The sequence below is a fragment of the Haladaptatus sp. ZSTT2 genome, assembly GCF_037081775.1.
In the GTDB taxonomy this organism is placed as follows: domain Archaea; phylum Halobacteriota; class Halobacteria; order Halobacteriales; family Halococcaceae; genus QDMS2.
On the sequence record NZ_JBAMHQ010000001.1, the window covers coordinates 2,377,847 to 2,404,633 of the forward strand.

The window sequence follows — 26,787 nt, forward strand, 5'->3', positions numbered from 1 at the left end:
GCGCATTGTGACAGAATTCGGAGTGGTGTCTGACGTACTGTTTTGTGGAAGGCCAGTGTAGATTCCCGCATGACCAGCCTGACGGAGGTGTACGAGGGGAATATCGGCACAGAAGCGAGCCTCCAACGGCTGTACCTCGGCTTGAGTCTGTTCGCCGTCGGGTCGGTACTCGTCGTCCTCGGCATCGTCATTGCGACGACGAACGTCGTCGGTGACGCGCTCTGGCAGTCACGAGAAATCGCGGGCGTGCTCGCTGGTGTGGGCCTTCCCGCGGTGTTCGTCGGCATCTTCAGCGTGCTTCCGGCAGGTCGGAGAACGCGACTGCTCGCGGCAGGCGGCGCAAGCATCGCGCTCTCCGGTGTCGCGCTGTTCTGGTACGCCTTCCCGACGATGTGGTTTCGCGACCCCGTCGACCTCACACTCCCCGTGGTCGCAATCTATTTCTTCGGAACGATGACCACGTTCTGGTGTCTGTTCGCTGGGGTTGCGAACTTCAAAGTCCGCAACAAACCCGGCGGGACGGTCAAACTCGAAGTCACCAAGGAAGGGAAAACGCGTATCGTGGCTGTCGATGGCCCGGCGCTCTCGGGCGGCCTTGGCGGAATTGGCCTGCTCGGTGTCCAACCGGATGGCGAAGTCGAAACCCAAACGGCAGTGCAAAACGCCCGCCAGACCTCGCGCCACGCGCGCCACATCAGCGACGGCGGGGCAAACACGCAGACGGTACGGGACGTGCCGACCGACGACGGCGCAGAACTCTTAGACCAGCCAACGCCGCCACGCCCGGCAGACCGTTACTGTGGCAATTGCTCGCATTTCGAGTACGTTCAGACGCCACAGGGTCGCAAACCCTACTGTGGCGCACACGACGAGGTCATGGACGACATGGAGCCGTGTGCGCAGTGGCACTACAACTTAGACCGCTAAAGCGACTGAAGCGTCTCTCCGACTCGCTTCCAATGACTTCCTTTCCAAAAGTACTGACCGCAGTCTACACACAGCCAGAGCGTGCTCACTCCATCGGGAACGTACTCAGGTGGCGTTTCCGGTGACGACTCGGCCAACGCACCGTTACACCGTCCACAATAGGTGGGCGCTTCGAGTTCGAGCGCGAGTCCAGCCGTCTGCAGTTCGCGGAGTTGGTCTGTCACCTCGCGTTCGCGTAGGAGGATGCTCTCTGGAACCTGTGCTGCCAGCGACACGTCTCGGGTCACTAGCGTTCGCCCCTCTTGTTCAGCAATCGTGCGAAGCGCGTCGTCTGCTTCGACATCGCGGTCGAGCGCGTAGACGGTATCGTAGCCACACATCCGCAGATAGCTTGCAAGCCGCCCGAGCATCACGTCGAGCAAGAGACGCCGGGCCATCAGCCAAAGAAGTCGCGCACGTCGTCGGCCGACCACGTGTTGAGCACGTCGTCTGCTTCCGCCCAGCCGCGCCGAGCGGTGTGGACGCCGTAGCGGATGAGTTCGTAATTCTCGGGTCGGTGAGCGTCGGTGTTGATGGAGATGGTCGCGCCGTGTTTGAGCGCCTGTTGAACCATGCTCCCGGAGAGGTCGAGACGGCGGGGATTGGCGTTGATTTCGAGCGCCGTGTCGTGTGCCGCAGCCGCTTTGGCAATTTCCTCGATATCGAATTCGAGACCCGGGCGCTGATTGAGCAGGCGGCCGGTCGGGTGGCCGAGGATGGCCACGTGTGGGTTCGAAACGGCCGCGACGAGCCTGTCCGTTGCATCGCCGTCTAAGTTGCTGTGTGGCGACGCGACGACGATGTCGAGTGCCGCTGCGACTTCCTCGCCAATCGAGATGCCGCCCTCGTCGTCGATGTTGGCTTCGACCCCCGCGAACACCTCGATGGAGGCGTCTTCTGCGACGGTTCGAATCTCCGAGAGTTGGTCGAGTAGTTCGTCGTCTTCTAAGCCAACGCCGCCGACCATTCCCGGCCCCGTGGCGTGGTCTGAGATGCAGAGATAGTCGTAGCCGAACGCGGCCGCGCCCTCGACCATCTCTTCGATGGTGTTGTTCCCGTCAGACCACTCGGTGTGGAGGTGGAGGTCGCCGCGAATGTCGTCTTCGTCGATGAGCGTCGGCAGGTCACCGTCGAGTGCGGCTTGGATTTCGCCGCGGTCTTCGCGGAGTTCGGGCGGCATCCACGGCACCGAGAGGGCGTCGTACATGCTCTCCTCTGTCTCGCCCGCGACGCGCTCACCAACACGCTGGCCCGCGTCCGGGTCGTCAACCGCTGAAACGTCGAAGACGCCGTACTCGTTCATCTTCAGATTTTGGTCAATGGCGATGTTCCGGAGGTGGACGTTGTGGGCTTTGCTCCCGGTGAAGTACTGGAGCGCCGCGCCGAAATCTGCGACATCCACGACCCGGAGGTCGATTCTGAGGCCGCCAGCGCGGACGGCTGCCTTTTTCGTGCCCGCTTCGATGACGTCGTCTACATCGGCCCAGTCGGTGAACGCCTCGATGACCGCTTGCGGCTCGTCGCTCGCGGCGAGGATGTCGATGTCGCCAATAGTGGCTTTCCACCGGCGCAGCGATCCCGCAACCTCCCACTTCTCGGCTTCCGAAACGTCCTCGAAGTAGGCGAGAATGGACTCCGCGAGTGGGCGCGCCTCTCCGAGCAGTTCACGGCTCTGCGATTCGCGGGCGAACGGAATGTTTTCGAGGATGTTTTCCTCGGTTTTCGCGCCGAACCCGGAAATTTCCTGAATCTTTCCGGCTTTTGCGGCTTCCTCAAGCTCATCGAGCGTCGTGATGCCGAGCGCTTCGTAGAGCTTTCCCACACTTTTCGGGCCGACGCCTTCGACGGCGGTGAGTTCGGCCATGTTGACCGGCAACTCCGCTCTGAGTTCGACTAACTCTGCAATCTCACCGGTTTCGAAGTACTCGACCACCTTCGAGGAGATGGCGTCACCGACGCCCGAAATCTCCTCGACTGCGTCTTGGCCGTCTGCCGCGAGCACTTCGATGTCGCGGTGGTGTTCGCGGATGTTCTCTGCCGCCCGCCGGTACGAGCGAGGCTTGTACTCGACGCCTTTCGCGTCGAGTAAGTCTGCGAACTCCTCGAACAGGGCGGCGACTTCGTGATTGCGGCTCATCGACCGCGTCCCTGACTTTTCTGCTTGCCAAGCGCCTGTTTCAGGAAGTTCATCCAGCGTTTCTGGTCTGCGGCTTGTTGGGCCGATATCTGCTGTTCTAAGTTCGCCGGGCCGAGCTGTTGGAGCGCGTTCAGCGCCCGGTCGATGCCAATAATCGCGGACACGAGGTCGTCTGCTTCCTCGACCGAGATGTCGCCCTCTTCGAGGCGGTCTCGGCGCTCGTTTCGCTCGCGTCTGAGATTCTTTTTCGCTTCGTCAACCTCGTCCTGTTTTCCCGGCGGAACCGTGTCGAGGCGTTTGATTTCGAAGACGAACGACCGCAGGTCGAGCGGCTCTCCCTGTACCACGATGCGGTCTGGAATGTCCGCACCCACCGTCGCGCCTTCGCGTTCGATGCGTTCAAGGCGCTGTTTTCGCTCGAACTCTTTCACACCCAGACTACAGGGTGGACGGGCAAAAATCTACAGCCCCGCGCCCCTGTGAGCCCCGGGGCTTACCCCAACCCCTTTTTATGCTCGGGTTCGTATCGAAGCCAATGGCGACGTGTGACCAGTGTGGCAGACACGAGAATCTACCCTACAACTGCCGACACTGCGGTGGAACCTATTGTTCTGACCACCGACTACCCGAGAATCACCACTGCCCCGGGCTGGAAAACTGGAACGACCCGCAGGGCATCTTCGCGAGTGATTTCGACGACAGCGTCCGGAACGAAGGCGGCCGTTCGCAAGCCGTATTCAACCGCGTGAACGTGAACACCGGAACCGGCGGGTTCCTCGGCTACTTCCGCAACAACATGACCTTCGTCTTCCTCGGGCTGATGTGGGTCTGGTTCATCATCGAAATCGCTGTCTTCCCGTTGTTCGTTGCGCCCCAGAACTCCCCGCTGTGGCGAGCGGTGTTCGTCTTAACTCCGCAACATCCAGAGTACGTCTGGACGTGGGTCACGTCTATCTTCTCCCACGGCGGCTTCACCCACATCGCAATCAACAGCATCGTGCTGTACTTCTTCGGCCCGATTGTCGAACGCCGGGTCGGGTCGCTCAAGTTCAGCGCATTGTTCCTTGGCGCAGGGATGATTGCTGGCCTCTCCCAAATCGGCGCGGCGATTCTGACTGGTGGTGCTGGGGGCGGTGGCGTGGTTGGTGCGAGCGGCGCAATCGCCGCGCTCATGGGCGTCTTGACCGTGCTCAATCCCAACCTGCGCATCTACCTGTACTTCATCATCCCGATGCCGCTGTGGGCTGCGACGGCGCTGTTCGCCGGCTACTCGGTGCTCGTCTCCGCTTCCTTCGGTATCGGCGCAGGCGGTGTTGCCCAACTCGCTCACCTCTCCGGACTTGGCATCGGCCTCATCTACGGCTACCTGCTGAAACAGCGCGGTGAGCGCGCCCCCGAACAACTCCAGTTCGGCGGCGGTGGCCGCGGCGGCCCCGGACGGAGACGCGGCCCATTCTGACCGTGAAACATCCGGAGTTCGCGCCCGACCCGGCGCTCTCGCGTGCCGAGATGGAGCACCTTCAGCGCGAACTCGCAGAAGTCGCTGTGTTTGAAGATACTGTCGAAATCGACCCTGAAACCGCGCTCATCGCAGGCGTTGACCAAGCGTTTCTCGACGACGAGACCGCCGTGAGCGCCATCGTCGTCATGCGAGGTGGCGAGGTCGTAGAGCGCACGTCCGCCATCTCGCCGATTTCGATTCCGTACATTCCCGGCCTCCTTGCGTTCCGCGAGGGTGGGCCGATTCTCGATGCGTTCGAAACCCTCGAAACAACGCCCGACCTCGTTATGTTCGACGGCAGCGGGCGCATCCACTTCAGGCAGGCGGGCATCGCCACGCACATCGGCGTCATGCTCGACATTCCGTCGATTGGCGTGGCAAAGAGCCTGCTCTGTGGGAACCCTAAAGGCTCTGTTTCCGGCCGCGAGGCGGGCACGCGCGTCCCCATCGAAGCCGACGATTCCGTGGACGCACCCACCGGGGAGATAATTGGCTACGCCGTCCAAACGCGCCAGTACCCGAACTCGAAACAAATCAACCCACTCTACGTGAGTCCGGGCCACCGGGTGAGCGCAGCAACCGCCGCAACCCTCGTGGAAGCGACTTCAACAAAATACAAACTGCCAGAACCGACGCGGCTTGCCGACACCTACGCGGCAGAAGTGAAGCGAACCACTGACAGTTAACTGTCCACAGAAAGAGGGTCAAACAATGACGAAAACCGCCCTCATCACTGGTTGCTCGTCCGGCATCGGCCGTGCAACCGTCCAAGAATTTCTCGATACGGAGTGGGAAGTGTACGCGACCGCCCGCGACACCGCCGACATCGAAGCCCTCGCAGACGCCGGCGCGCACACCGCCGAGTTGGACGTGACCAAAGGCGAGGATGTAGCGCGCGTTGTCGACCGAATCATCGAGGAACACGGTCGCATCGACTGTCTCGTGAACAACGCTGGCTACGGCAAACTCGGCCCCGTCGAGGACATCACACCCGCAGAGGCCCAACAGCAGTTCGACGTGAACGTGTTCGGTCCACATCGCCTGATTCGCGCCGTCCTCCCGCACATGCGCGAGGAAGGCGAGGGGAAAATCATCAACGTCTCATCGGTGCTCGGACGCATCTCCATGCCCGGAACCGGCGTCTACAGCGGCTCTAAGTTCGCGCTCGAAGCCATGTCAGACGCCCTCCGCGTCGAAGTCGAGGAGTTCGGTATCGACGTGGTGCTCGTCGAACCCGGCCCGGTTGAAACGAAGTTCTCAGCTCGCGTGGATGACGAACTCAATGAACTCGACCGGTCTGAGGCGTACGCAACGTTCTACAAACTGTTCGACGACACGTCGCTGCTCGGTGGCGGAAGCATTGGTGCGGTCACCCCTGAGCGCGTCGCAGAAGACATCATCGAAGCCGCGTTCTCGCCGAATCCACACTCCCGCTATCAGGTCGGCAAACCGGCCAAATACGGCGAGTACGCCCGATTCATTCCTGCAAGTTGGATTGACTTCGCCTACCGGCAGGCGCGCCGGTTCCTCTAATCGAGGCAGGCGGCGACGACCCGCAACATCTGTTCTCCGCGTACTTCGTCTGCGAACAGCGGCACGCGCTTTACCGTGTGCCCCATGAACAGGTCTTGGGCCTTCGTGAGCGCGTTCTGTTGGACCTTCCAGCGGCGCTGGCAGAACTCACAGGAGTCGAGGTTTGGCGAGACGAACCAGTCGGTTTCGATGCCCGTCACGTCCGTCAGATTCTCCATCACCTGATTCACGACGACGGTGCTGACGGGGATTTTGAACTCAGTGAGCCGCGAGAGCAGGCGCTGGGATTCGACGACGCTCATCTCCTCCGGCACCATGACGATGCGGAAGTCTGTCTGTGCGGGGTCGCGCAGCGTCGCACGCAGGCGTTCGATGCGGGCGGCGAACTCCTCTAAGTCGCCGATTCCTTCTTCCGGGTTCTGGCCGTCGCCGAACATCCCTTTGAGTCCCTCCATCATCCCGCTGAAGCGCTGGCGGAGTTTGATGAAACGCCCGACCATCGAGTCGAGCACCTCGGGGAGTTCGAGTAGGCGCAGCGTGTGGCCCGTGGGAGCGGTGTCGATGACGACGCGCTCGAAGCGCTCGTCGTCCATGTACTGGAGCAAGAGACGCATCGCGGCCGCCTCGTCTGCGCCGGGCATCGTCCCGCCCATGAGCGGATTTTCATCCTCGTCATCCCCAGGCAGCAGTTCACCGAGGCCGCCCATACCGTCCATGCTCCCACCCGCGCCGAACATGCCGTCTTCCATCGCCGCATCGGGGTCGATTTCCGCGCCGTAGAGCGGTACGTCGTCACGAATACGGGCTGGCTCTGGAGAAATCTGCGTCTCGAACGTGTCCGAGAGCGAATGGGCCGGGTCGGTCGAAACGACGAGCGTGGCAGTGCCGTCACGGGCGCTCGCGAGGGCCGTCGCCGCGGCCATCGTCGTCTTTCCGACGCCGCCTTTGCCGCCGTACAACACGTATTTCGGGGCGTCAACACCGACCGGAACGTCTGCGTCGTCGATTGATTCGACCGGCTCGACGGTCAGTTCACTCATGGTCGCCCGTTACTCGCGGGGGTTTGTGTACTTCTCGGTCGCCCCGGGGGTTTAGATACGAAGGCAAAACCAGCACAATGCGGACGCATTCACACCGCCAGACCGGTGTGAGGTGGTCACGCAAACCCGTGACCAACAGTCCGACTACCCCGAGAGGGTTTCGCTAGAAGTAGTCGGCCAGTCGGGTGGCCGCCTCCGTCGCGCGCGGCGTCACGAGCGCAAAGCGCAGCCAGTCGCCTCTGCTCTCACCGAAGGCTTCGCCGGGCATCCCCGCGACGCCCGCCTCGTCGATGAGGCGAAAGACGTTGTCGAGCGTCCCCGGGAAGCCGTCGAAGCGCGCCATGACGTAGAAGCCACCAGCAGGTCGGTTGTAGGCAGCCCCGGCTTCGTCCAGCGCGTCGGTGAACGTCTCGATACGCTCAGCGAGCAGCTCACGGGTCTCTGCGTGGTACGACGCGGGCGTCTCTCTAAGCGCCTGCAACACGGCGTACTGCGAGGGCCGTGGCCCAGTGACGTTCACGAGCATGTGGCGGGTTTTCGCTCCGGCGACCAATTCCTCGGGGAAGATGGCGTAGCCCACGCGAAATCCCGTGATGGCGAACGACTTCGAGTAGGCGTTGGTGACGACGTAGTGGTCTGAGTCGAACGAGAGCGCGCTCGTGAACGTCCCCGAGTAGTCGAACTCGTCGTACACCTCGTCGCTCACGAGGATGGCGTCGTACTCCTCTGCGATGGCGACGAACTCGGCCATCGACTCACGGTCGTAGACGGCCCCCGTCGGATTGTTCGGCGTGTTCACCACGATGAGTGCCGTCTCCTCACTCGCCGCTTCACGCACGGCCCCTGGGTTGAGCGTCCCGTTTTCGTCTGCAGGGACGTATTTCGGCCTCCCACCGAGCATCTTCGTCTTGCCCGGATAGTAGGGGTAGACGGGGTCAGTCAGAATGACTTCGTCTCCGGCATCGCGCTCAAGCGCACCCGCCATGGCGAGGTAGTTCGCCTCGCCCGCGCCGTTCGTGACGACGATACGGTCTATAGACACATCTCTGCGCGCCGCAATCTCCTGGCGGAGTTCGAACAGTCCTTCGCTCGGCGGGTACTGGAACTCGTCACCGCCGAGGTCTGCGTAGTCGTGCAACCCCTGGCTCAGCGCAGGCGGCGAGCCCCAATCAGGATTTCCGCTCACCATGTCGATGACGTCTCGGTCTGCGTTCGCCGCGTACTGCATCACGCGAAAGAACAGCGGCGTCTCGTAGTCCATATGCCATCCATGGAGTCCGGCATGGTTGTTCTTTCGTTGGGAGTGGGTTTCTTGCGCGCGGCGACCCATTACGCTGCCATGACCGATGACGCAATCGAGGTGCGCGTTGGCGATGCGCTGCGCGCACAGGGAGAAACCGTTGCCGTAGCCGAATCCTGTACCGGTGGGCTCGTTGGCTCGCTGCTCACCGACGTTCCCGGGTCGAGTGATTACTTCGACCGGAGCGTCGTCACCTACTCCTACGACGCGAAGCGTGCGCTCCTTGCGGTCAACCGCGAGTCGCTCGACGAACACGGCGCGGTGAGCGACCAGGTCGCCCGTGAGATGGCACGGGGCGTCCGCGACACCGCCGACACGACGTGGGGTGTGGCGACCACTGGAATCGCGGGGCCGGACGGTGGCACGCCCGAGAAACCCGTTGGAACGGTGTTCATCGGCGTCTCTTTTGCGGGGGAGTGGGGAACCGGAACCTCGGAAACCACCGTTACTCGCCACCAGTTCGAGGGAACACGCACAGACATCAAACGACACATCGCCCACCAAGCGCTCTCAGACCTACTCTCTGCGATAGAAAAACGGAAAACCTTGTAGGGTGGCGTCGCGTTCGCTTCGCTGTCGATGAACAAACGAGGCCACGTGCTGAACGCCCTGTTGTTGAGCATCGGACTGGGCTATATCCTCCATCCGAGCGGCGACATCGAGACGCTCCGAACGATTGCCGAAGTGAGTGTCCCCGTCGTGCTTGGTGCGCTCTTCCCCGACGTTGACACGGACTTTGGCCGCCACCGAAAAACGCTCCACAATCTGCTCGTCCTCGGCGTGTTCGCCGCGTGGCCGACCTACTTCGGGAACCTCCACTACGTCTGGATTGGTATTTTGACGCACTACATCCTCGACATCCTCGGGTCGAAACGCGGCATTGCGCTGTTCTATCCGTTCGAAAAGGAGTACAATCTGCCCGTCGGCGTGCCCGTGAGCAGCCGCTACGCGGATGCGGTGATGCTCGCGGTGACGGCAGTTGAACTCATCGGTGCAGCAGTCATCATCTACCGCGAACCGCTCTCCCAGATCGCCTTCCAGTCACTCGGCTTGATTTAGTAGACGCTGATGTCGTCGAACCGCCCGCCGTAGGCGATGTGGTCTGGGTGGGTTGGCTCCGTGCCGGAGAGAAAGAGGCGGTCGATTTTCCCGTAGCTATTCTCGTAGCCGAGGTGGGCGAACTCAGCGAGACAGCGCAGCCTGTGTCCGATACCGGTTCGATGCATCACCCGGCGAGGAACGCCCTCGCGGAGGGCGGTGACGAGGTCAGCTGTGGTCTCGAAGCGTTCGTCGAACGCCGTCCACGCCTCACCGATGGTGCCGCGCATGTGGGCGTACGACGAGGTGAACCCCGACAGTCCGGTCTCGCGGATGATTTCTTTTGCCCGTCGGTTCTGGTGGGGCCAGTGTTTCGGGTTGTAGGCTTCGACGCCGTGGATGCGGTCTGCGAAGCGTTCGATGTCCGGTTGCTCCATGCTGACGGTGAGAAACTCCGGGTGTGGGACGAGAACCGCGGCGTTCTGGCGGGCGAGTTCGGTCATCGCTCCGTCGAGCGTGATGAAATCCGGGACGGGTTCGGAAAGGCCGAGGGCGAGGATGTGCTTTCGCGTCTTCCAGTCGCCGGTGAACAGTTCGCGGCCGGGGATGACGAGGAGGTCGTCGTCTGAAAAGGCGGCCGCTCGCGCGTTGATGGTCGAAAGACGCGTGAAGTGGGGCGCGTAGACGAGCGCGTCGATTCCACGCGCTTTGGCTCTGGCTACGACCTTCTCATCGAGGATTTTGACGTGCATGTCGACACGAAACTCGTCACGACTCACGGCCGTTGGTTTCGTCGCAAGGGATTAAGTGATTCTGATTTGCGCAACACGGAGGAAATTGTATATATCACCCACCGCAACAATTCAGTACGGATGTCACCTTGGGAGTGCGCCATCGAGGGCTGTGGTAACCAGTTCGAGAGCGTAGAAAGTGCGGCCGTCCATCAAGCAACCGACCACACACACCACGAATGTCAGGTGTGTGGCACGGTCATGCCGGACGGCTACTTCGCCATCAAACACGCGTTCGAGGAACACACACGCGCAGAGTACGTCCGCGCCTACGGCGCGAACGCCGCAGATGTACGCCGCCGTGAGAAGATTCTCGAAGATATCGAATCGGAAGTCGATTTAAACGAAGTGCTCGCACGCATCGAACAGGCTGGCCACGCCGTCTGAGGCCGACACGTTTTCGACTACGTTAGTGGGGAGAGCCGTGGCTCTGTATCCTGGGAAAACGCGAGAAACCTGCGATTATCGCTCTTCTGAGTCGAGCACGCGAATCTGGTCGCCGCGCACGGTGACCGGAATCGGAACGGTCGCTTCGTACAGTTCGACCGTCACCTGGTCTTTGCCTTCGTCGATGCGTTGAACCTGCGCCTTCTCGCCTTTGAACGGCCCAGCGATGAGTTCGACGATGTCGCCCTCTGCAATCCCTTCGACGTCGGGCTTTGGCGAGAGGAAGTGTTCGACTTCACCGATCGAACTCTCACCGGGGACGATGGTGCGCGCGTGGGGGATCTCCTCTAAAACGCGCTTGATGACGGCGTCGTTGTCGGCTTCGACCATCACGTAGCTCGTGAGCGAGTCGGGGGCGAGTGCGGCGTGAATCTCGTCCTCCTCGCGGTTGATAATCATGTCTGCGACGGTGCGCTCTTGGCTGGCTGTCGTCTTGACGGCGTAAATCGGCATTTTACGCACCGCCCGGGACGAAGCTCATGATTACGAAGATGACGAATCCGAGCAGCCCAACTAACACGATGCCTGCTCCGGCAATCTTCGCAATCTGAGAGAACTCCTCTCGCGATGGCGTACTCGCAAGCTTGAGCACTCGTGTGTATGACGAGAGCTTAAACGGAACTTCCATGCCGAGGTGTTACCTCCCCGCCTTTTTCTATTTATTGCTTACAGCCTCACCCCTCAACCGAGAACAGTTCGGGGGTCACAAGGGTCGCAGCCCGTCGATATTCGGCAATCGTGTCGCTCGCCCACGCCCTAACGTGTTCGTCTTCGGTGATGATGAGCGCACGTGGCATTCGCTGGTCGTCATCGACCCCGAGCAACGTCTTGTGGTCGGTGACCATCACGACGTACGGGACGTCCCCGTCGTATTCGTGGATGGAGGCGTTGCCCGTTTCGACCATCTCTGCCATTTGGGTGGCGAGGACGGCGTCTTCACGAATCGTTTCGACCACTCCCCGGGTGAGCACGGCGCTCAATTGCTGGGTGCCGTTGGCGACGGCCTGCCAGTTGGCTTCGAGATTCTCGGCTGCGACCGAGTGTGTGAGCATTTCGACCTCGTCTGCTTGTCGCAGGTAGGTTGCTGCCCAGCGAATCGGCGCGAGCGGGTCGCTCTGTGAGGGACGGATGATGGTTGCGTCGTGGAGACACGTGAGCGGAAAATCGAATTCGTCTGCGGGGAGCCACTGGATGATGTCGTGGAGCTTGTTTGCGGTCTCCGTCGTCTCGATGAGTTCGTTGAACTGGGTTGCGACCAACCGGCCAATCGAGGTTGCGCGATACTCGTTTCCGTCTTTGCGAATCCAACCACGCGTCTGGAGGTCTGTGAGAATCCGACCGAGTGTCACTCGGGAAGCACCGGTCGCGTCTATGAGTTCGTCTCGGGTGCACGGCCGCGTCGCGAGTGTGTCGAGAACCACAACCCGGTTGGTGGAGCGGGCGAGGAACTCGATGTCCGCCAACGGGTGGTCCATACCTATAGTGAGTCTGCGCGCTATATGAGGTTCGCTAGATTGTTCGGAAAATTGAACAGTCGGGATTATTCGACGAAATCGATGTCGTCGCCGACCTGCTGGGCCGCTTTTTCGCGCTCTGCTTCGCTCTTGCCGTAGATTTGTGGTGATTCGACACCGGTGACGACAATCATCGTCTCCATCTTGCCCTCGTAGTCCTCGTTGACCGTTGCGCCCCAGATGATGCGTGCGTCTGGGTCGATGCGGTCGTAGATTTCTTCGACGACGCCTTCGGCTTCTTCGATGCTCATGTCCGGGCCACCAACGACGTTGACGAGCGCGGAGTTCGCGCCTTTGAACTCGACGTCGAGCAGCGGCGAACGGAGCGCAGACCGGACGGAGTCTTTCGCCTTGCTCTCGGTGTCGCTCTCTCCGAGGCCAATCATGGCGACGCCACCGTTCTCCATGATGGTGCGAACGTCGGCAAAGTCCACGTTGACCAGGCCGGGGCGCGTGATGAGTTCGGTCATGCCCTTCACCGAGCGCATGAGGACGCGGTCACAGATTTTGAAGGCGTCCTGCAGCGGCATGTTCGGCGCGTAGTCGAGCAGGCGGTCGTTCGGGATGACGATGACCGTGTCCGCGACCGAGCGCAGGCGTTCTAAGCCAGCGTCCGCGTTCGCGCGACGTCGTTCACCTTCTGCAGTGAACGGAATCGTGACGATTGCGATGGTGAGCGCGCCTGCGTCCTGTGCGGCCTGTGCGACGACGGGCGCAGACCCGGTGCCGGTGCCACCGCCGAGACCGGCCGTGATGAACACCATGTCGGAGCCGGTGACGGATTCGTTGATGTCTTCGATGTCTTCCTGTGCGGCTTCCTCACCGATTTTCGGGACGGACCCGGCCCCGCGGCCGCCGGTGCGTTTTCGGCCGATGAGAATCTTCGTGTCTGCTTTCGTGTTGTTGACGAGGTGTTGGGCGTCGGTGTTCGCGGCGACGAGCGTCGCGCCGAGGATCCCCTCTTCTGCCATGCGCGTCACGGTGTTGCTCCCTGCACCACCACAGCCAACGACCGTAATCTCCGTCTTGAGGTCGTCTACGACCGAGAGCAGCTCCTCGTCGGTCATCGTCCCGGATGTTTTCATACCCTTCCCTTTAGAACCGTTTTCTGCCCCCGGAGGAGCCTCGCCGCCTCGGTCTTGCTCGGCTTCCTCGATAGCGTCCTCAATAATTGAGTCCATGTAATACGGATGGGTTCAAGACGAGAGGTAATTATTTTTCCCCTCTTGTCTGCCGCACGTCAGACGATTATTTCATTAAAAAATATGTTAGTTAAAACTAGAGTGTGAACGTCTGCTCCCGGTACGTCCGCACCTCTTCAGGAGGTATCTCACGACCACGAATCGTGACAGGTTGCCCACTTGCCAGCTTCCCAAATTTCGGCCCCTCGGGGATGCCGAGCGTCGCGGCTTTTTCGGGGTCGAACGTCGAAACGCGCGCGACGACGGCGTCGGCTTCGCGCACGACTTCGTCGTACTTCTCGCGGAGAATCGGAACGAGCGCGTCGATGAAGGCATCACGGGCGGGTTCGTTTGGAATCGCTGCGCGCCCCCCGACCCGAGTCCCAGCTTCGTCGGTCGTGAATGCGAGCAGGTGTGCTTCTGCGGCCGCCCGTACTGCCTCGCGGTCGGTGCCTTCCGCCTCTTGGATGAGCGCGACCGGAAGCGAGACGGTCTCGAATGCGACCGGCCACGTCTCTATCTGGCCAAATCGAAGGCCGTCATCGACCGGGCACAGCGCCGCTTCGAGTTCCGAGACGGCTGCGAGCGGTACGTCGCTCGTCTCCTGAACCCACGTCTCGCTCACGACGCGGTAGCCGAGTGCATCGATGGCGTCTCTGAGGGCGGGTTTTTCGCCGTCGACGACGGCGAACTCGGCGGCGCTCTGCTCGAAGGCGTGGGCGAGCACGTCACGATGCTCGTGTGGGTCACCCATATCAGCCAAACACCAGTCGGCAGCGATGTGGCCCACGGCCCACGCCGTCTCCTTGACGATACGGGTCGGGCGCGGGACGTAGTGGCCGCCGCCGAAGCCGACGAGGTGGCGCTCGCTGTCGGCGGGAACCCCCTTGAGCGCGAGAATGGCTTTTGCCACCGCACGTGCGCCCTCGGGGTCTTCCCACTGTTCTTCGCCGCTTCCGAGTTCCACGAACATAGAGGGGACGCCCACCGCAGAAGGACCGTGGTGGGTACACTCCATCCCCACGTCGTAGCCCTCCGGGGCGACTTCTTCGAGCGCCTTGATGATGGCTTTGTGTGCGTTCGGGCAGGCGCGGGCGAGGCCGCCGTCGACGCCGCCGTACTCGGCCGGGCCGAAGTTACCGGTGAAGTGGGCGGTCAACACCGGGCCGGTGTCGCCCGCGTGGCGCGAGGCGAACACGATGTATTCGGGGTCAGAGAAGGCGTCCGCGACGCTTTCGAGTTCTAAGTGCAGGTCGTCGAACTCACGCAGACAGAAGCCGTCTGTGCGGTAGACGGTGCCACCACCGCGCGCGTCCGGTCGGCTGTCGTCTTCTGATTCAGTCCAGTCAGCGAGCGAGCGCAGGTGCTCACCGATGTGGACGGAGGCGGAGTCGGCACGGCTCACGACGAGTGCAATCACGCTGATGGCTAACAGAGACGTGCAATAAAGCCCGTCGGAGTGTGGATAGAATCGCTTAATTGAGTTTGTCGAGAAGCACGTCCATGGCACCGCACCTCGGCTTGGTTTCCGTGCCGTTTTTGCCCCGCACGGTCGGAAACGGTCTTCTTTTGCTCGGCTCGTTCGCCCTCCTCCTCCTCGGTGCAGAGGTGTTCACGAACGGCGTCGAGTGGCTCGGCCATCGACTCGGCGTCTCAGAAAGCGCGACTGGAAGCATCCTCGCGGCGGTGGGGACGGCGCTTCCAGAAACCATGATTCCCGTCATTGCCATCCTCCAAGGGGTTGCGACGGGCGACACCTCGGGCGCGGACGAAGTCGGTGTCGGCGCGATTCTCGGCGCGCCGTTCATGCTTGCGACGATTGCGATGTTCCTCATCGGCGTGAGCGTCCTGTATTTCGCCCGCCGTCGGGCGTACGGCCCCGAATTTCACTTCAACGAGGTTTCGACCCGACGCGACCTGAGTTTCTTTCTCGTTGGCTACACGCTCGCGTTCATCGCCGCGCTCATCCAACAGCGAAGCCTCGAAATCGCCATCGCCATCACGCTCGTCGGTCTCTACATCTTCTACGTCTATCGCTCGCTCAAAAGCGGCGAACTCATCGAAGGCGAGGCGTTAGAGGACCTGCATCTCGGCCTGTTTATCGAACGGGGCTGGGGGCCGATTCCCGGCGTCGGTGACGCGGCGAATGGGTACAGCAGCGACCCCTCCCGGGGACTGGTCATCGTCCAGACGCTCATCGCGCTCGGCCTCATCATCGGCGGGGCACAGCTGTTCGTCACGGAAATCGAGTTCTTCTCTGCTGAAGTGCTCACCATCCCAGCCGCTGTGGTCGCGCTCTTGCTCGCGCCACTCGCCACGGAGTTACCAGAGAAGTTCAACAGCATCATCTGGATTTCACAGGACAAAGACACGCTCGCGATTGGCAACATCACGGGCGCGATGGCATTTCAGGGCACGCTCCCGGTCACGCTTGGCATCCTGTTCACCTCGTGGAACCTCACCCTCGAATGGGGGACTGCCGGCTTCCTGAACGCCTTCTCTGCGATTCTCGCCATCGTCTCGGCCGTGTTGCTCTACGTCCGCGCCCGAGCGGTCAACGAGCGTAACATGAACCCGCTGCCGTTCCTCATCGGCGGGGCGTTCTATGTCGTGTTCATCATCGTCCTCGTCTACCACGTCGTGGTTCTCAACCTGTCCGTCGTGGGCGGTCACTGACCTCAATTGCTGCCCCGAGGCGACTGTTTTATTCGGTGCTACCGCGTGTCCCTTGCCATGCAGGTGTTCGGCCTTCTTGGCAACCCCGTGACCCACTCACTTTCGCCGCCGATGCACGAAGCGGCCTACGCTGAACTCGATCTCGATGCACGCTACGTCACTTTCGAACCCGCGTCTGAAGCCCTCGAAGCCGCCATCCGCGGCGCACAGGCGCTCGGCATCGCGGGCCTCAACGTGACGATTCCGTTCAAACAGGACGTCCTCGACTTCGTCGAACCGGACGACCTCGCCGCGCGCATCGGCGCGGTCAACACCATCGACTTCTCGGGCGAGACGCCGACGGGACACAACACGGACGCAATTGGCGCGGTGCGCGCCCTGCGCGACCACGACGTGGCACTCGACGGAACCGCCGTCGTCGTCGGTGCGGGCGGGGCGGGGCGTGCTATCGTCTTCGGCCTCGCAGACGAGGGCATGACCGTGCGTATCGCCAACCGCACCGAGCAGAAAGCCCACGACCTCGCCGCCGTCATCCCGAACGCGACCGGCCACGGCCTCGCAGACCTCGAGACACTCCTTGCAGACGCGTCCGTCCTCGTGAACGCGACGAGCGTGGGCATGGAATCAGACGAGACGCCGGTCCCGAAAGCCGCCCTCCACGACGAGTTGGCTGTGCTCGATGCGGTGTATCGCCCGCTCGAAACCCGCCTCCTGCGCGACGCTCGTGCCGTCGGTGCGACGACGGTCGATGGCGCGTGGATGTTGCTCTATCAGGGTATCGAAGCCTTCGAACGGTGGACGGGGAACGACGCGCCCGTGTCCGTGATGAATATCGCGTTACGTGAACGTCTTTAAGTGCGACGCCTTTCTATCGACTGTCATGGGTCTGTTTGACTGGCTGAAATCGGTACTCGGAATGAACGGGTCGCGCCCTGACCAGCGCGACAGCGAGCGTGTCGGCGGTAAAAGCGCCAACCGTGCGGACACCTCTTCTCACTCCTCCTCCTCCGCGGCGTCCACTGAGACGACGGCGACGGCCTCCACGGAAACGATGACGGACGAAGCCGACGAGGAAGTCGGCGCGGCGGAACCCGCAGAGGCGGTCGGTCCTGCGGACACGAGCACGGAAGACATGGAGGCGGAACCAATCCGCGAGGCGGCAGAAGAACAGGACGATGCGGCCGCAGAAGAGACGGACGCGGCTGCCTCCACGGAAACGATGACGGACGAAGCCGACGAGGAAGTCGGCGCGGCAGAACCCGCAGAGGCCGCCGGGCCGACAGGCGACACGGGCGAGCCACTCACCATCATCAAAGGCATCGGTCCGGCCTACGCAGACCGCCTCGAAGCGGCCGGTATCGGCTCGATTGCCGACCTCGCCGCGGCCGACCCGGGGGAGATTGGCGCGGCAATCGACGTGTCGCCAAAGCGCGTCGGGCGCTGGATTGAGCGCGCAAAACACCGCGTCTAAAACGCGGCGAACCGCAAGAGGGTTAGTCGCACACCGTCTTCGATTCTGCATGACTGGGCCATCCGTCGTGACCGACAGGGCCTCGTTCCGGGCAGCGGCGCGCGACGCACACGGGGCGCGTGTGCCGGTCGAGGTGCAGGTCACGGTTGCCGACCCGTTTCTCGCCTACCGCCGCGCCCGTGAGGACGCAGGCGGCGTGTTTTTGGAGACGACCGGTGGGCAAACTGGTTTTGGCGTGTTCGCCACCGACCCCGTAGACCACCTCGAAACGCCGTTTACTGGCTATTCTCCCGACGGCTCGCCCTCGCTTGCGGCACTCGCAGCCCGCCTCGACCGCGAGACGCTCGTCCGCGGCGACTGCGACGTTCCCTACCCCTGTGGCGCGCTCGGCTGGCTGTCGTACGACCTCGCCCGTGAACTCGAACGCCTCCCCGACACGACCGCAGACGACCGCGGCCTTCCCCAACTCCAAGTCGGCGTCTACGACCGCATCGCCTCGTGGGAGGAGCCACACGATGGCGAGGTAACCCTTCGAATCACCGCGTGTCCCGTGGTTGGCGACGACGTGGATGCGGCCTACGACGACGGGAAAGCACGGGCGATGGAACTCGCAACCGCCGCGCTCGCAGGCGACCCGAGCGTTTCACCCCCGGCTCCGACGACCGAACCGGTCACCTTCGAATCGGATTGCGACCGCGATGAGTTCGCCGCTCGCGTCCGGCGCGTGAAACAGTACATCCGCGACGGCGACACCTTTCAAGCGAACATCTCCCAACGCCTCTCTGCGCCCGCCACCATCCACCCCGTTGAGGCGTACGCCGCCCTTCGTCGGGTGAACCCTGCGCCCTACTCCGGGCTGCTGGAGTTTCCCGGCGTGGACCTCGTGAGCGCGAGTCCGGAACTCCTCCTCGACGTAGCCGGCGACCACGTGACTACCGAGCCGATCGCGGGCACCCGACCGAGAGGGCACACCGACGAAGAAGATGCCCAACTTGAAGCCGACCTATTGGGTGACGAAAAAGAGCGCGCAGAACACGCCATGCTCGTCGATTTGGAGCGAAACGACCTCGGCAAGGTCTGTCAGTATGGGACGGTCGAAGTGAGCGAGTACCGCCGCGTCGACCGCTACTCAGAGGTCATGCACCTCGTCTCGCTCGTGGAAGGCATCCTGCGCGAAGACGTGTCGCTCGCAGACGCCGTCGCCGCCGTTTTCCCCGGTGGAACCATCACGGGTGCACCGAAACCTCGGACGATGGAGATTATCGACGAGGTCGAAACGACTCGTAGAGGCCCCTACACCGGGAGCATGGGCGTGTTCGGCTTCGACGGGAAAGCCACCTTGAACATCATCATCCGCACGCTGGTCCGCCACGCAGACCGGTACTATCTGCGCGTCGGTGCGGGCATCGTCCACGACTCCGTGCCAGACCGCGAGTACGACGAGACTTTGGATAAGGGCCGGGCGCTCGTGAACGCCATGGACGAAGCGCTCGGTGAGCAGGCCGCCATGGAGGTCGAAGAGTGATTCTCGTCATCGACAACTACGACTCGTTCGTCTACAACCTCGTGCAGTACGTTGGAGAGGCAGTCGCCTCTCCATACCCTGCGGCGGAACCGCAGGATGAGAGGGAATTTCATTCGGATGTACTTGTCAAGCGCAACGACGCGCTCACCATCGCAGACATTCGCGACCTCGACCCCGACGGCATCGTCGTCTCTCCCGGCCCCGGAACACCCGAAGAAGCGGGCATCTCGATGGCCATCTTCGGGGAACTCGACTACCCGACGCTCGGCGTCTGCCTCGGCCATCAGGCGCTCTGTGCGGCGAACGGCGCGCCCGTCGGCCACGCCCCCGAGGTCATCCACGGCAAGTTCTCGCAGATGGTCCACGACGGCGAAGGCATCTACCGAGGGCTGCCGAACCCGCTCAAAGTCGGGCGGTATCACTCGCTCGCCGTCCGGCGCGAAGACCTCCCCGCCAGCCTCACCGAAACGGCGTACACCGAGGACGAACACGGCGTCGTGATGGGTGTGCGCCACGCAGAAAAGCCACATGAGGGCGTCCAGTTCCACCCCGAAAGCATCCTGACCGACGCGGGCAAGCAACTCATTGCGAACTTCATCGACCAATGTACTTCCACGTAAACGGCGACCTCGTGCCCGAACAGGAGGCCACCGTCTCGGTGCGCGACCGCGGGTTCATGTACGGCGACGCCGCCTTCGAGACGCTCCGCGCCTACGGCAGGAAGGTGTTCGAATGGGAGGCCCACGCAGACCGCCTTTCCCGTACGTGCGAGACGCTCGCGCTCGACCACGGTTTGTCGGACGACGAGTTACTCAACCGGATTCACGAGACTCTGGAGGCGAACGACCTCACCGAAGCCTACGTCAAACTCTCCATCTCGCGCGGCGTCCAACCCGGCAAACTGACACCGTCTCCCGAAATCCACCCGACGGTCGTCGTCATGGTGAAGGAACTGCCGCGTGGGGGCACCACGGGCACGCCGGTCTGGGACGGCCCGGCCGTCGTCCAGACGGTGAAGACCCGCCGGATTCCGAACGAGGCGATTCCCGCCGCAGCGAAGACGCACAACTACCTCAACGGGATTCTCGCGCGTCTCGAACTCCAGCGCGCTGCCTCAGACACCTATCAGGCGGACGAGGCGCTCATCCGCGATGCGGAGGGGAACATCGCCGAGGGGGCGACGAGCAACGTGTTTTTCGTCATCGACAACGCGCTCCGGACGCCCGCGACGACCGGCCCCGTCCTTCCGGGTGTCACCCGCGACGTAGTCCTGAAACTCGCCCGTGAACAGGGAATCCCGGTCGAGGAAGGGACTTACACGCCAGACCACCTCCGCCGCGCGGACGAAGCCTTCCTCACGAACACGACGTGGGAACTCCGCCCCATCGAAACAGTGGACGGCATCGAGGTCGGCAGCGGCCCCGTCACCGACCTGCTCTCGCTCGTGTTCAACGAGTACGTCGAAGAACGCCATTACGGCGAGTGAAATTCTCTGATTGAGGAACTGCGATGCGGGGTTGTGCGGAAGGCTGTGCGGTGCTGTTGCGGAGGCGGTGCGGTTCAGGAACGTCGGCTTTTCCCGGTCACGTGTTTGCGGTCGATTATTCGTGTTCAGGTTCGCTCTCATCCACTCGCGGTCACTGCTGTGTGGAAGTCACTGATTCTACAATTCTTCTCAGCCACAACGAGAACCACAAACGTTGAACCCACCCTGTCCTAAGCTGACCTATGGACGAGGCAAGTCGTATCGCGCCGCTCGCTGACATCCCCACGGACAGCACGCTCCTTTTCACCGCCCGTGAGGGGTTTGACAAGGTCGAAATCATCCTCATCGAACTCGAAGATGGCGTCGCCGCGTGGCGAAACTACTGCCAGCACTGGACGGACGTGCGCCTCGACAAGGGAAGCGGGGCGTACGTCAGAGACGGCGAAATCGTCTGCGAGAAACACGGCGCGTACTTCGAGGGCGACTCCGGGTTGTGTACGCTCGGGCCGTGTGAGGGCGCTGTCCTCAACGACGTGGACGTGACCGTCGAAGACGGCGACGTGTACCTGACCGACGACCGCTACGAGTTCGAGCACCTCGGACCATCTGGCGAGTACGACCTCTCCTCTGGTGGGCGTATCGATTTCACCGGAAATTAGGTCGCCTCGACGCGGAAGGCTGGTTCGGTCAACCCCTCGTGTTTGCACTCGGGACAGCGTGAGGGGAGGTTTGCGGGGTCGTCGAAGCGGTCGAACCCACAGCTCTTGCACGCGGGCGGCGCGACGAGGAGCTGTTCGCCGGTTCCGTCGAGCGTTTTTGCGACGTGCTGGATGTGCGAGAGGACGGCGTGTGGTGTCAGGTCGAGCGCCACGGCGAGTTCGCTCGCGGTTGCGGTTTCGCCACGAAGGTGGTCTGCGATGCGCTGTCGAGTCGTCTGCTCTGCTTCGCGCATACCCGAGGGTGCGTCCGCCGTAAGTAATTACTTATTGGCAAGGCGACCCACTGGCGCCACGCCGACCACTTTTATACTTGGCGCGTTGGGCCACGCTACCAATTCGCGCATCGGCGCTCGGTTTCTCGCCAGTTCAAATGTGCTGACTGTCCGGCCTGAGGCAAAAAGGTCTTAGCCACTCGCTTTGAGTAGTCGAACTATGCAAGCAGTCGTTTTGGCTGGTGGGTATGCGACGCGTCTGTGGCCGATTACGAAACATCGACCGAAGATGTTTCTCCCGGTTGGCGAGGAGACGGTCATCGACCGCATTTTCGAACAACTCGAAGCGGACGACCGCATCGATGAAGTGTTCGTGAGCACGAACGAGCGGTTCGCAGAGGACTTCGAACAGCACCTCGAAGCGAGCCCGTTCGAAAAACCTCGACTCTCGGTCGAGGACACGACCGCAGAAGACGAGAAGTTCGGCGTCATCGGCGCGCTCGCCCAACTGGTCGAACGCGAGGGTATCGACGACGACCTGCTCGTCATCGCCGGTGACAACCTCATCTCGTTTGGCGTGAGCGATTTCATCGACTTCTTCGACGAAAAGCAGAATCCGGTGCTCGCCGCCTACGACGTGGGGTCGCTCGAACGCGCGAAATCCTACGGCCTCGTGGACTTAGACGGCGACGTTATCGTCGACTTTCAAGAGAAGCCTGACAACCCAAAGAGCACGCTCGTCTCCATCGCGTGCTACGCCTTCCCCGAGGATTCGATTCTGTTCGATGAGTACCTTGACGCGGACAACAACCCGGACGAACCCGGCTGGTTCATCCAGTGGCTGTTCAGCCGCCAGGAAGTGAACGCGTTCACCTTCGAGGGCGCGTGGTACGACATCGGTACGCCAGAGAGCTACCTCGACGCAGTCGCGTGGTCGCTCGGCGGTGAGAACCTCGTCGCAGAGTCCGCAACCCTCGACAACGTCACGCTTGGCGAAAACGTGCTCATCATGCCGGGTGCGACGCTCGAAAACGCCGCGGTCGACCAGTCGGTCATCTTCGCCAACGCGACCATCGAAAACTGCGACCTCCGTGAGTGCATCATCGACGAAGAGACGCACGTCGCAAACGTGAACCTCGCAGGCGCGCTCATCGGCGCGCACACGCACCTGACCAACGGCAACAGCAAGTAGCCTACGTCCACGTCTCTTCGAGCACGCGCACCCAGTTTTCAAACGCGATTTTCCGTATCGCTTCCTCACTGAATCCTCGCTCGCCGAGCGCCGCGAACACCGCGGGCATTCCGGTCACGTCGCCCACGGCGTCGGGGACGGTCGCGCCGTCGAAATCCGTCCCAATCGCCACGTGTTCGACCCCAATTCGCGCTGCAACGTACTCGATGTGGTCTACGAACGTGGAAATCGCCGTGTCAGGATTGTTGTCGGCGTCGGCGCGGATGTTCGTCACGCAGAACGTGATACCGACGACGCCGCCCGATTTCTCGACCGTGTCTAACTGTTCGTCGGTCAGGCTCCGCGTTGTCTCGTTCAAGGCGAACGCGCCGGTGTGGCTCACCACGAGCGGGTCGTCGCTCAGTGCTGCCACGTCGAAAAAGCCCGCCTCGTTCAGATGCGCGAGGTCAAGGACGATACCGCGGTCGTTGCACGCCCGGACGAGGTCACGCCCGGCGTCGGTAAGTCCGGGACCTGTATCTGGTGAGTGGGGGTACTGGTAGGGCACGCCGTGGCCGAAGGCGTTCGGCCGACTCCACGTCAGGCCAATCGAGCGGACGCCCGCCGCATAGAGAAAGTCGAGATTCGACAAGTCCGGTTCGACGGCTTCTGCTCCCTCTAGGTGGACGACGACCGCGAGCGCGTCGTCTGCGAGACAGGCGGTGAGGTCGGCCGTGTCACGCACGACGCGAACCGCGCCGTCTGCTTCGGTTTCGAGTCGGTAGAGCCGTTCGAGCACGTCGTAGGTGACCCGATTCGCTCTGCCTGTGTCGATGGCGTCTGCGAGCGGAACCTCGTAGCCGTCTGCGGTTTCGATGATCTCAGCAGTACCGTCACCGGGGGCGAAAATGGCGAACAAGCCACCCGCGTAGTTCGCGGCGCGGGCACGAGGGAGGTCGATGTGGCCGAGTTCAGATGCCTCGAAAAACGAGCGGCCCTGTCCGCGTTCGGGGAGGTGGAGGTGCAACAGCGTGTCGTTGTGTCCGTCGAAAAAGAGCGGGGGGTGGGTCATAGGAAGCTTCAGGTATCGCTCGGTTCGAGTCTTGCGTCCGTCACGTGAATCCGCCCGCGCGTGCCCTCCCATTCGGTTTCGTAGTCGAGCGCGATTCGTCGGTGCATGTGTGGGCCGTCCACGACGAACGTTTCGAACTCGCCTCCTTCTCCCAGAATGTGGACGCCATATTCGTCGTTGAGGTCGCGGAGTTCTGCAAGTGAGTCGGCGTCTAAGGTGCGCCCGAGCCACGACTCGTCGAGGCCGTAGGCGGCGACTTGGATGATTTTGATTTCGAAGCCCGCCTCAAACATCTCCGCGGCGAGTTCCTCGGGGTCGCGCTGCCAGAGCGGGGCGAACAGTTCGATGCCGAGACGGTCGCACATCGCTTGAATCCGGCTCGTTTGGAACTCGGATTGGATGGCTCCGGCGGTGACGCCAACGATGTTCTCTTCTTCCAGCAACTCGCGGAGTGCGGCTTCGAGTGGTTCGAGTTCGGCGTCTCCTTGCTCGCCGGATGCGTCGGCCGATTCTGCGCCGAGGTCGCCCGGATGCACGTCGATGAGGGGGATGCCGATGCTCTCTGCGGCGAGGGTTGCGAGGTTCGTCGCCGGAACGTGGTACATGTAGGAGTCGCCTTCGGGGTGAACGGTGAGGAGGTGAGAGACGGGCAGGCCTTCTTCGAGTGCCCGATAGAGCGCCCACGAAGAGTCCTTGCCGCCCGAAAAGAGGCTGACCCACGTGCCGTCTGCGTCGTCTGCCATACTCGCTGTTCGCGGCGGGGGGATTTACACGCCGCGGACTCACTCGGGGAGTTCGTCGCGGATAGACCCACCCGTGACGTAGGAGGTGAGGCGGACGCCGACGAGGCTGATGAGCACGCCCACGATGACGAACGCGGCGAGGCGCGTTCCCGTCGAAAGGGTGAATCCAGCGACGGAGACTGCGCCGAATTCGAGCGCAGGGACGGTAAACTGGCCGATGATGCCTGCACGTTCTAAGAAGTAGGCCGAAAAGCCGCGGATGACGAGGCCAACCGCGACCACGCCGAAGGGGAGGTTCATGTACGAAGAGCGGATGGCGTCTTCGCGAATCGATTCGTCAATGAGCCGCCCCGTACTCGCGGTGAGCGCGGCCATCGCAAGCCATGGGACGCTGTCGAAGATGAACAGCATGGCGAGGACGAACACGGCGTCGGTCGCTTCCAAACTGGAGACGCCAATCGCGCCCGCGAACACGCCGACGAGGGCGAGTCCGGCGGCGACGACGTAGGTCACAATCGACACCTGTCCGGAGTAGAGCGCATCGCGGACGCCCGAGGCGAACGTCGAGATGGCGTCGTCTACGCCGAGGCCTTTGTACAGCAAGAACACGCCAATGACGGCGGTGATGGCGGCGATAGCGACCGCCGGACTGTCTGCGAGCAACAACAAGACGGGAAAGACGAGCAGACCCGCCCCGATGGGGACGAGAATCGTTTGTCTGAGTTCTTCGTCCGCGAGGAACTGCTTGAGCAGGTAGTACGTCGATTCTAAGTCGCGCGCTTGTCGGACGACGACGCGGTCGACCGCATCGACGCGCACACGGCTTTCGATGATGGGGACGAGCCGTTCGTCTTCGGTGCTGTCGATGACGACGACAGCGGAATCGGGGTCGTAGCGGTCGATGAGCTGGTCGAGTTGGCGGGCAACCGCCCGGTCTGCGCTCACGGCGTCGCCCGCCCCAGAGACGACGGCGACGACGGCGTCTTCGTCGGTATCCCGCAGGTCGCGGGTGACGCGCAGCGCTTCGAGCAGACAGTTGACATGGCTGTCTTCGGGGTCTGCAAGTCCCACTTCGGTGACGAGCGAGGCGACCGATTCCCACCCGGAAACCGGCGTGTCGATGCCGGTCTGTGGGATGACGTCGCCGCGGTCGACACAGACGACCAGCGTTGTCACGGTAAAAGCCAGACGCCGGTCGAATAAAAAACCTCCCTACAGTCGAATGTTCATCTCGCTCGACTCGCCCTCGCGGGTGAGCACGCGCCCGACGCCCGACCCAGCCGCGAAGGCGATGCGTTCGACGCCGAGGCTGAAGCGTTCGGTGAGGCTGCGTTGGGGGACGAACTCCACGACCGACACCGACGGCAGGCCGAGCAGCTCTGCGACCCGGTCTTCGACGCTCTCGCGCGTTCCGAGCGCGTCAACCAGCCCGAGGTCCACTGCTTCCTCACCGAGGTACACTTTGGCCTCGGTCGCCCGAACCTCTGACTCAGAGAGGTCTCGCGCCTCGGTCACCCGCGTGACGAAGTGGTCGTAGAGGTCGTCGATGATGCCCTGTAAGTAGTCGCGTTCTGCGTCAGACACCTCTTTGAGCGGCGTGCCCGCGTCCTTGAACTTGCCCGCGGCGAAACGCTCGTAGGAGAGGCCGAGTTTGTCGGCCAGTTCGGTCGCGTTCACGCGCGAGCCAATGACGCCAATCGAGCCGACAATGGTCGCCTCGCGTGCCCAGAGTTCGTCGCAACCGGAGGCAATCCAGTACCCCCCGCTCGCGCACACGTCGGTCGCGTAGGCGACGGTCGGTCCCTCAAAGCGTTCGACGGCGAGCCGGATGTCGTCGCTCGGGACGACTTCACCGCCGGGCGTGTTCAGCCGGACGATGAGCGCAGAGACGTTCCCGTCGTCGTTTGCGGCGTCGATTTGCTCGACGACTTGGTCTGCGTGTGCGCCACCCGGCGTGGAGGGAAAGCGCCCGCCGCCATCGCGGCTGATGGGGCCTTCGACGGCGACTTCCGCGACGTTGTAGCCGGGGAATCGAGATTGGGCGACCCGCGAGGCAAAGCGAAGGCCGAGAATCACGGTGGCAATCGTCAGGAGAACGCCGAGCAAGATTGCGAGCGAGCCATCCGGGATGGTGACGAACGCCCACCATCCGGCGAACAATGCGACAATCGCGCCGACTGCGAGAATGAGAATCCGACCGATAGTCTGTCGTCGGTCAGTTTGGTCAGCTGCCATGTCTCTCGGGTGGTGACACGCAGAGAAAA

General features: G+C 62.4%; 31 protein-coding genes. 15 read left to right on the forward strand and 16 right to left on the reverse strand.

Annotated elements, in window-relative coordinates:
* Positions 1–69 precede the first annotated feature (69 nt).
* Positions 70–927, forward strand: coding sequence for a DUF7139 domain-containing protein (locus tag V5N13_RS12960; RefSeq protein ID WP_336361101.1), 858 nt, complete (start codon positions 70–72; stop codon positions 925–927).
* Here the strand turns inward: V5N13_RS12960 and V5N13_RS12965 are convergent.
* Genes V5N13_RS12965 through V5N13_RS12975 form a run of 3 tightly spaced genes read right to left on the reverse strand, consistent with a single transcriptional unit; the run spans position 924 to position 3,534 of the window.
* Positions 924–1,364, reverse strand: a complete 441-nt coding sequence (locus V5N13_RS12965; protein WP_336361102.1) for a Mut7-C RNAse domain-containing protein — start codon at positions 1,362–1,364, stop codon at positions 924–926. The genes V5N13_RS12960 and V5N13_RS12965 overlap by 4 nt on opposite strands.
* Positions 1,364–3,103: a DNA polymerase/3'-5' exonuclease PolX gene (gene polX, locus V5N13_RS12970; RefSeq protein ID WP_336361103.1), complete on the reverse strand. Its 1,740-nt coding sequence runs from the start codon at positions 3,101–3,103 to the stop codon at positions 1,364–1,366. The genes V5N13_RS12965 and polX overlap by 1 nt, the downstream gene beginning before the upstream one ends.
* The gene (locus V5N13_RS12975; protein ID WP_336361104.1) at positions 3,100–3,534 is read right to left on the reverse strand and encodes a DUF5788 family protein; all 435 of its coding nucleotides are present in this window, start codon (positions 3,532–3,534) and stop codon (positions 3,100–3,102) included. The genes polX and V5N13_RS12975 overlap by 4 nt, the downstream gene beginning before the upstream one ends.
* A gap of 104 nt (positions 3,535–3,638) precedes the next feature.
* On the opposite strand from V5N13_RS12975, the gene V5N13_RS12980 reads away from it, so the two are divergent.
* From V5N13_RS12980 to V5N13_RS12990, 3 genes are read left to right on the forward strand one after another with little or no spacing between them, the layout of a single operon-like run.
* Positions 3,639–4,562, forward strand: a complete 924-nt coding sequence (locus tag V5N13_RS12980) for a rhomboid family intramembrane serine protease (RefSeq protein ID WP_336361105.1) — start codon at positions 3,639–3,641, stop codon at positions 4,560–4,562.
* Positions 4,559–5,290, forward strand: a complete 732-nt coding sequence (locus V5N13_RS12985) for an endonuclease V (RefSeq protein ID WP_336361439.1) — start codon at positions 4,559–4,561, stop codon at positions 5,288–5,290. Before V5N13_RS12980 ends, V5N13_RS12985 begins: the two co-directional genes overlap by 4 nt.
* Before the next feature lie 25 nt (positions 5,291–5,315).
* The gene (locus V5N13_RS12990; protein WP_336361106.1) at positions 5,316–6,137 is read left to right on the forward strand and encodes an SDR family oxidoreductase; all 822 of its coding nucleotides are present in this window, start codon (positions 5,316–5,318) and stop codon (positions 6,135–6,137) included.
* Here V5N13_RS12990 and V5N13_RS12995 read toward each other — a convergent pair.
* Both V5N13_RS12995 and V5N13_RS13000 read right to left on the reverse strand, forming a co-directional pair.
* On the reverse strand, positions 6,134–7,177 hold the full coding sequence (locus tag V5N13_RS12995) for an ArsA family ATPase (RefSeq protein ID WP_332898351.1): 1,044 nt from the start codon (positions 7,175–7,177) through the stop codon (positions 6,134–6,136). The two genes, V5N13_RS12990 and V5N13_RS12995, sit on opposite strands and share 4 nt — an antisense overlap.
* Before the next feature lie 163 nt (positions 7,178–7,340).
* Positions 7,341–8,438 carry a pyridoxal phosphate-dependent aminotransferase gene (locus V5N13_RS13000; protein WP_336361440.1) on the reverse strand — a complete coding sequence of 366 codons (1,098 nt, stop codon included), beginning with the start codon at positions 8,436–8,438 and terminating at the stop codon, positions 7,341–7,343.
* Positions 8,439–8,516: 78 nt separating this feature from the next.
* On the opposite strand from V5N13_RS13000, the gene V5N13_RS13005 reads away from it, so the two are divergent.
* Together V5N13_RS13005 and V5N13_RS13010 are read left to right on the forward strand one after the other, a co-directional pair.
* Positions 8,517–9,029: a CinA family protein gene (locus V5N13_RS13005; RefSeq protein WP_336361107.1), complete on the forward strand. Its 513-nt coding sequence runs from the start codon at positions 8,517–8,519 to the stop codon at positions 9,027–9,029.
* Between the two features lie 27 nt (positions 9,030–9,056).
* Positions 9,057–9,536: a metal-dependent hydrolase gene (locus V5N13_RS13010; RefSeq protein WP_332898353.1), complete on the forward strand. Its 480-nt coding sequence runs from the start codon at positions 9,057–9,059 to the stop codon at positions 9,534–9,536.
* Here V5N13_RS13010 and V5N13_RS13015 read toward each other — a convergent pair.
* Positions 9,533–10,267 (reverse strand): PHP-associated domain-containing protein, encoded by a 735-nt coding sequence (locus tag V5N13_RS13015; protein ID WP_336361441.1) that lies wholly within the window; start codon positions 10,265–10,267, stop codon positions 9,533–9,535. The two genes, V5N13_RS13010 and V5N13_RS13015, sit on opposite strands and share 4 nt — an antisense overlap.
* Before the next feature lie 120 nt (positions 10,268–10,387).
* On the opposite strand from V5N13_RS13015, the gene V5N13_RS13020 reads away from it, so the two are divergent.
* Positions 10,388–10,693 carry a DUF7565 family protein gene (locus V5N13_RS13020; protein WP_336361108.1) on the forward strand — a complete coding sequence of 102 codons (306 nt, stop codon included), beginning with the start codon at positions 10,388–10,390 and terminating at the stop codon, positions 10,691–10,693.
* A gap of 75 nt (positions 10,694–10,768) precedes the next feature.
* Here the strand turns inward: V5N13_RS13020 and V5N13_RS13025 are convergent, their stop codons facing one another.
* From V5N13_RS13025 to V5N13_RS13045, 5 genes are all read right to left on the reverse strand, one after another.
* Positions 10,769–11,206, reverse strand: coding sequence for a transcription elongation factor Spt5 (locus V5N13_RS13025; RefSeq protein ID WP_332898355.1), 438 nt, complete (start codon positions 11,204–11,206; stop codon positions 10,769–10,771).
* A gap of 1 nt (position 11,207) precedes the next feature.
* The gene (locus V5N13_RS13030; protein WP_332898356.1) at positions 11,208–11,381 is read right to left on the reverse strand and encodes a protein translocase SEC61 complex subunit gamma; all 174 of its coding nucleotides are present in this window, start codon (positions 11,379–11,381) and stop codon (positions 11,208–11,210) included.
* Between the two features lie 46 nt (positions 11,382–11,427).
* On the reverse strand, positions 11,428–12,228 hold the full coding sequence (locus V5N13_RS13035) for a helix-turn-helix transcriptional regulator (protein ID WP_336361109.1): 801 nt from the start codon (positions 12,226–12,228) through the stop codon (positions 11,428–11,430).
* Positions 12,229–12,293: 65 nt separating this feature from the next.
* Positions 12,294–13,448 carry a cell division protein FtsZ gene (gene ftsZ / locus V5N13_RS13040; protein WP_332898358.1) on the reverse strand — a complete coding sequence of 385 codons (1,155 nt, stop codon included), beginning with the start codon at positions 13,446–13,448 and terminating at the stop codon, positions 12,294–12,296.
* A gap of 97 nt (positions 13,449–13,545) precedes the next feature.
* Positions 13,546–14,868, reverse strand: coding sequence for a D-aminoacyl-tRNA deacylase (locus V5N13_RS13045; RefSeq protein ID WP_336361110.1), 1,323 nt, complete (start codon positions 14,866–14,868; stop codon positions 13,546–13,548).
* Between the two features lie 83 nt (positions 14,869–14,951).
* On the opposite strand from V5N13_RS13045, the gene V5N13_RS13050 reads away from it, so the two are divergent.
* From V5N13_RS13050 to V5N13_RS13080, 7 genes are all read left to right on the forward strand, one after another.
* Complete coding sequence (locus V5N13_RS13050) at positions 14,952–16,124, forward strand: sodium:calcium antiporter (protein WP_336361111.1); 1,173 nt, start codon at positions 14,952–14,954, stop codon at positions 16,122–16,124.
* A 57-nt stretch (positions 16,125–16,181) separates the two neighbouring features.
* The gene (locus V5N13_RS13055; RefSeq protein ID WP_336361112.1) at positions 16,182–16,979 is read left to right on the forward strand and encodes a shikimate dehydrogenase; all 798 of its coding nucleotides are present in this window, start codon (positions 16,182–16,184) and stop codon (positions 16,977–16,979) included.
* A gap of 25 nt (positions 16,980–17,004) precedes the next feature.
* A complete protein-coding gene (locus V5N13_RS13060; RefSeq protein ID WP_336361113.1) occupies positions 17,005–17,595 on the forward strand; it encodes a helix-hairpin-helix domain-containing protein in 591 nt (196 codons plus the stop codon).
* A gap of 49 nt (positions 17,596–17,644) precedes the next feature.
* The gene (gene pabB, locus V5N13_RS13065) at positions 17,645–19,120 is read left to right on the forward strand and encodes an aminodeoxychorismate synthase, component I (RefSeq protein WP_336361114.1); all 1,476 of its coding nucleotides are present in this window, start codon (positions 17,645–17,647) and stop codon (positions 19,118–19,120) included.
* The gene (locus V5N13_RS13070) at positions 19,117–19,740 is read left to right on the forward strand and encodes an anthranilate synthase component II (protein WP_336361115.1); all 624 of its coding nucleotides are present in this window, start codon (positions 19,117–19,119) and stop codon (positions 19,738–19,740) included. Before pabB ends, V5N13_RS13070 begins: the two co-directional genes overlap by 4 nt.
* Complete coding sequence (locus V5N13_RS13075; protein ID WP_336361116.1) at positions 19,725–20,606, forward strand: aminotransferase class IV; 882 nt, start codon at positions 19,725–19,727, stop codon at positions 20,604–20,606. Before V5N13_RS13070 ends, V5N13_RS13075 begins: the two co-directional genes overlap by 16 nt.
* A gap of 242 nt (positions 20,607–20,848) precedes the next feature.
* Entirely contained in the window at positions 20,849–21,265 is a 417-nt protein-coding gene (locus V5N13_RS13080) for a Rieske (2Fe-2S) protein (RefSeq protein WP_332898366.1), read from the forward strand.
* On the opposite strand, the gene V5N13_RS13085 is transcribed toward V5N13_RS13080, so the two are convergent.
* Positions 21,262–21,558: a transcriptional regulator gene (locus V5N13_RS13085; protein ID WP_332898367.1), complete on the reverse strand. Its 297-nt coding sequence runs from the start codon at positions 21,556–21,558 to the stop codon at positions 21,262–21,264. The genes V5N13_RS13080 and V5N13_RS13085 overlap by 4 nt on opposite strands.
* 199 nt (positions 21,559–21,757) lie before the next feature.
* Between V5N13_RS13085 and V5N13_RS13090 the strand changes: the two genes are divergently transcribed.
* Positions 21,758–22,729 (forward strand): NDP-sugar synthase, encoded by a 972-nt coding sequence (locus tag V5N13_RS13090; protein ID WP_336361117.1) that lies wholly within the window; start codon positions 21,758–21,760, stop codon positions 22,727–22,729.
* Between the two features lies 1 nt (position 22,730).
* Here V5N13_RS13090 and V5N13_RS13095 read toward each other — a convergent pair whose 3' ends face one another.
* Genes V5N13_RS13095 through sppA form a run of 4 tightly spaced genes read right to left on the reverse strand, consistent with a single transcriptional unit; the run spans position 22,731 to position 26,758 of the window.
* A complete protein-coding gene (locus tag V5N13_RS13095) occupies positions 22,731–23,780 on the reverse strand; it encodes a dipeptidase (RefSeq protein ID WP_336361118.1) in 1,050 nt (349 codons plus the stop codon).
* An 8-nt stretch (positions 23,781–23,788) separates the two neighbouring features.
* Positions 23,789–24,523 (reverse strand): diphthine--ammonia ligase, encoded by a 735-nt coding sequence (locus V5N13_RS13100; RefSeq protein ID WP_336361119.1) that lies wholly within the window; start codon positions 24,521–24,523, stop codon positions 23,789–23,791.
* A gap of 39 nt (positions 24,524–24,562) precedes the next feature.
* Positions 24,563–25,699, reverse strand: a complete 1,137-nt coding sequence (locus V5N13_RS13105; RefSeq protein ID WP_336361120.1) for a DUF373 family protein — start codon at positions 25,697–25,699, stop codon at positions 24,563–24,565.
* Between the two features lie 36 nt (positions 25,700–25,735).
* A complete protein-coding gene (gene sppA, locus V5N13_RS13110) occupies positions 25,736–26,758 on the reverse strand; it encodes a signal peptide peptidase SppA (protein ID WP_336361121.1) in 1,023 nt (340 codons plus the stop codon).
* Positions 26,759–26,787: the final 29 nt, after the last annotated feature.

What these genes read in the sequence shown, in the direction of transcription:
- V5N13_RS12960 (WP_336361101.1), top strand. Translation starts at nt 70, where the DNA reads ATGACCAGCCTGACGGAGGTGTACGAGGGGAATATCGGCACAGAAGCG.
- pabB (WP_336361114.1), top strand. Translation starts at nt 17,645, where the DNA reads ATGACTGGGCCATCCGTCGTGACCGACAGGGCCTCGTTCCGGGCAGCG.
- V5N13_RS13015 (WP_336361441.1), bottom strand. Translation starts at nt 10,267, where the DNA reads ATGCACGTCAAAATCCTCGATGAGAAGGTCGTAGCCAGAGCCAAAGCG.
- ftsZ (WP_332898358.1), bottom strand. Translation starts at nt 13,448, where the DNA reads ATGGACTCAATTATTGAGGACGCTATCGAGGAAGCCGAGCAAGACCGA.
- V5N13_RS13010 (WP_332898353.1), top strand. Translation starts at nt 9,057, where the DNA reads ATGAACAAACGAGGCCACGTGCTGAACGCCCTGTTGTTGAGCATCGGA.
- V5N13_RS13090 (WP_336361117.1), top strand. Translation starts at nt 21,758, where the DNA reads ATGCAAGCAGTCGTTTTGGCTGGTGGGTATGCGACGCGTCTGTGGCCG.
- V5N13_RS13095 (WP_336361118.1), bottom strand. Translation starts at nt 23,780, where the DNA reads ATGACCCACCCCCCGCTCTTTTTCGACGGACACAACGACACGCTGTTG.
- V5N13_RS13005 (WP_336361107.1), top strand. Translation starts at nt 8,517, where the DNA reads ATGACCGATGACGCAATCGAGGTGCGCGTTGGCGATGCGCTGCGCGCA.
- V5N13_RS12980 (WP_336361105.1), top strand. Translation starts at nt 3,639, where the DNA reads ATGGCGACGTGTGACCAGTGTGGCAGACACGAGAATCTACCCTACAAC.
- V5N13_RS12965 (WP_336361102.1), bottom strand. Translation starts at nt 1,364, where the DNA reads ATGGCCCGGCGTCTCTTGCTCGACGTGATGCTCGGGCGGCTTGCAAGC.
- V5N13_RS13020 (WP_336361108.1), top strand. Translation starts at nt 10,388, where the DNA reads ATGTCACCTTGGGAGTGCGCCATCGAGGGCTGTGGTAACCAGTTCGAG.
- V5N13_RS12995 (WP_332898351.1), bottom strand. Translation starts at nt 7,177, where the DNA reads ATGAGTGAACTGACCGTCGAGCCGGTCGAATCAATCGACGACGCAGAC.
- polX (WP_336361103.1), bottom strand. Translation starts at nt 3,103, where the DNA reads ATGAGCCGCAATCACGAAGTCGCCGCCCTGTTCGAGGAGTTCGCAGAC.
- V5N13_RS13080 (WP_332898366.1), top strand. Translation starts at nt 20,849, where the DNA reads ATGGACGAGGCAAGTCGTATCGCGCCGCTCGCTGACATCCCCACGGAC.
- V5N13_RS13000 (WP_336361440.1), bottom strand. Translation starts at nt 8,438, where the DNA reads ATGGACTACGAGACGCCGCTGTTCTTTCGCGTGATGCAGTACGCGGCG.
- V5N13_RS13060 (WP_336361113.1), top strand. Translation starts at nt 17,005, where the DNA reads ATGGGTCTGTTTGACTGGCTGAAATCGGTACTCGGAATGAACGGGTCG.
- V5N13_RS13100 (WP_336361119.1), bottom strand. Translation starts at nt 24,523, where the DNA reads ATGGCAGACGACGCAGACGGCACGTGGGTCAGCCTCTTTTCGGGCGGC.
- V5N13_RS13085 (WP_332898367.1), bottom strand. Translation starts at nt 21,558, where the DNA reads ATGCGCGAAGCAGAGCAGACGACTCGACAGCGCATCGCAGACCACCTT.
- sppA (WP_336361121.1), bottom strand. Translation starts at nt 26,758, where the DNA reads ATGGCAGCTGACCAAACTGACCGACGACAGACTATCGGTCGGATTCTC.
- V5N13_RS13055 (WP_336361112.1), top strand. Translation starts at nt 16,182, where the DNA reads ATGCAGGTGTTCGGCCTTCTTGGCAACCCCGTGACCCACTCACTTTCG.
- V5N13_RS13030 (WP_332898356.1), bottom strand. Translation starts at nt 11,381, where the DNA reads ATGGAAGTTCCGTTTAAGCTCTCGTCATACACACGAGTGCTCAAGCTT.
- V5N13_RS13035 (WP_336361109.1), bottom strand. Translation starts at nt 12,228, where the DNA reads ATGGACCACCCGTTGGCGGACATCGAGTTCCTCGCCCGCTCCACCAAC.
- V5N13_RS12990 (WP_336361106.1), top strand. Translation starts at nt 5,316, where the DNA reads ATGACGAAAACCGCCCTCATCACTGGTTGCTCGTCCGGCATCGGCCGT.
- V5N13_RS13050 (WP_336361111.1), top strand. Translation starts at nt 14,952, where the DNA reads ATGGCACCGCACCTCGGCTTGGTTTCCGTGCCGTTTTTGCCCCGCACG.
- V5N13_RS13075 (WP_336361116.1), top strand. Translation starts at nt 19,725, where the DNA reads ATGTACTTCCACGTAAACGGCGACCTCGTGCCCGAACAGGAGGCCACC.
- V5N13_RS13025 (WP_332898355.1), bottom strand. Translation starts at nt 11,206, where the DNA reads ATGCCGATTTACGCCGTCAAGACGACAGCCAGCCAAGAGCGCACCGTC.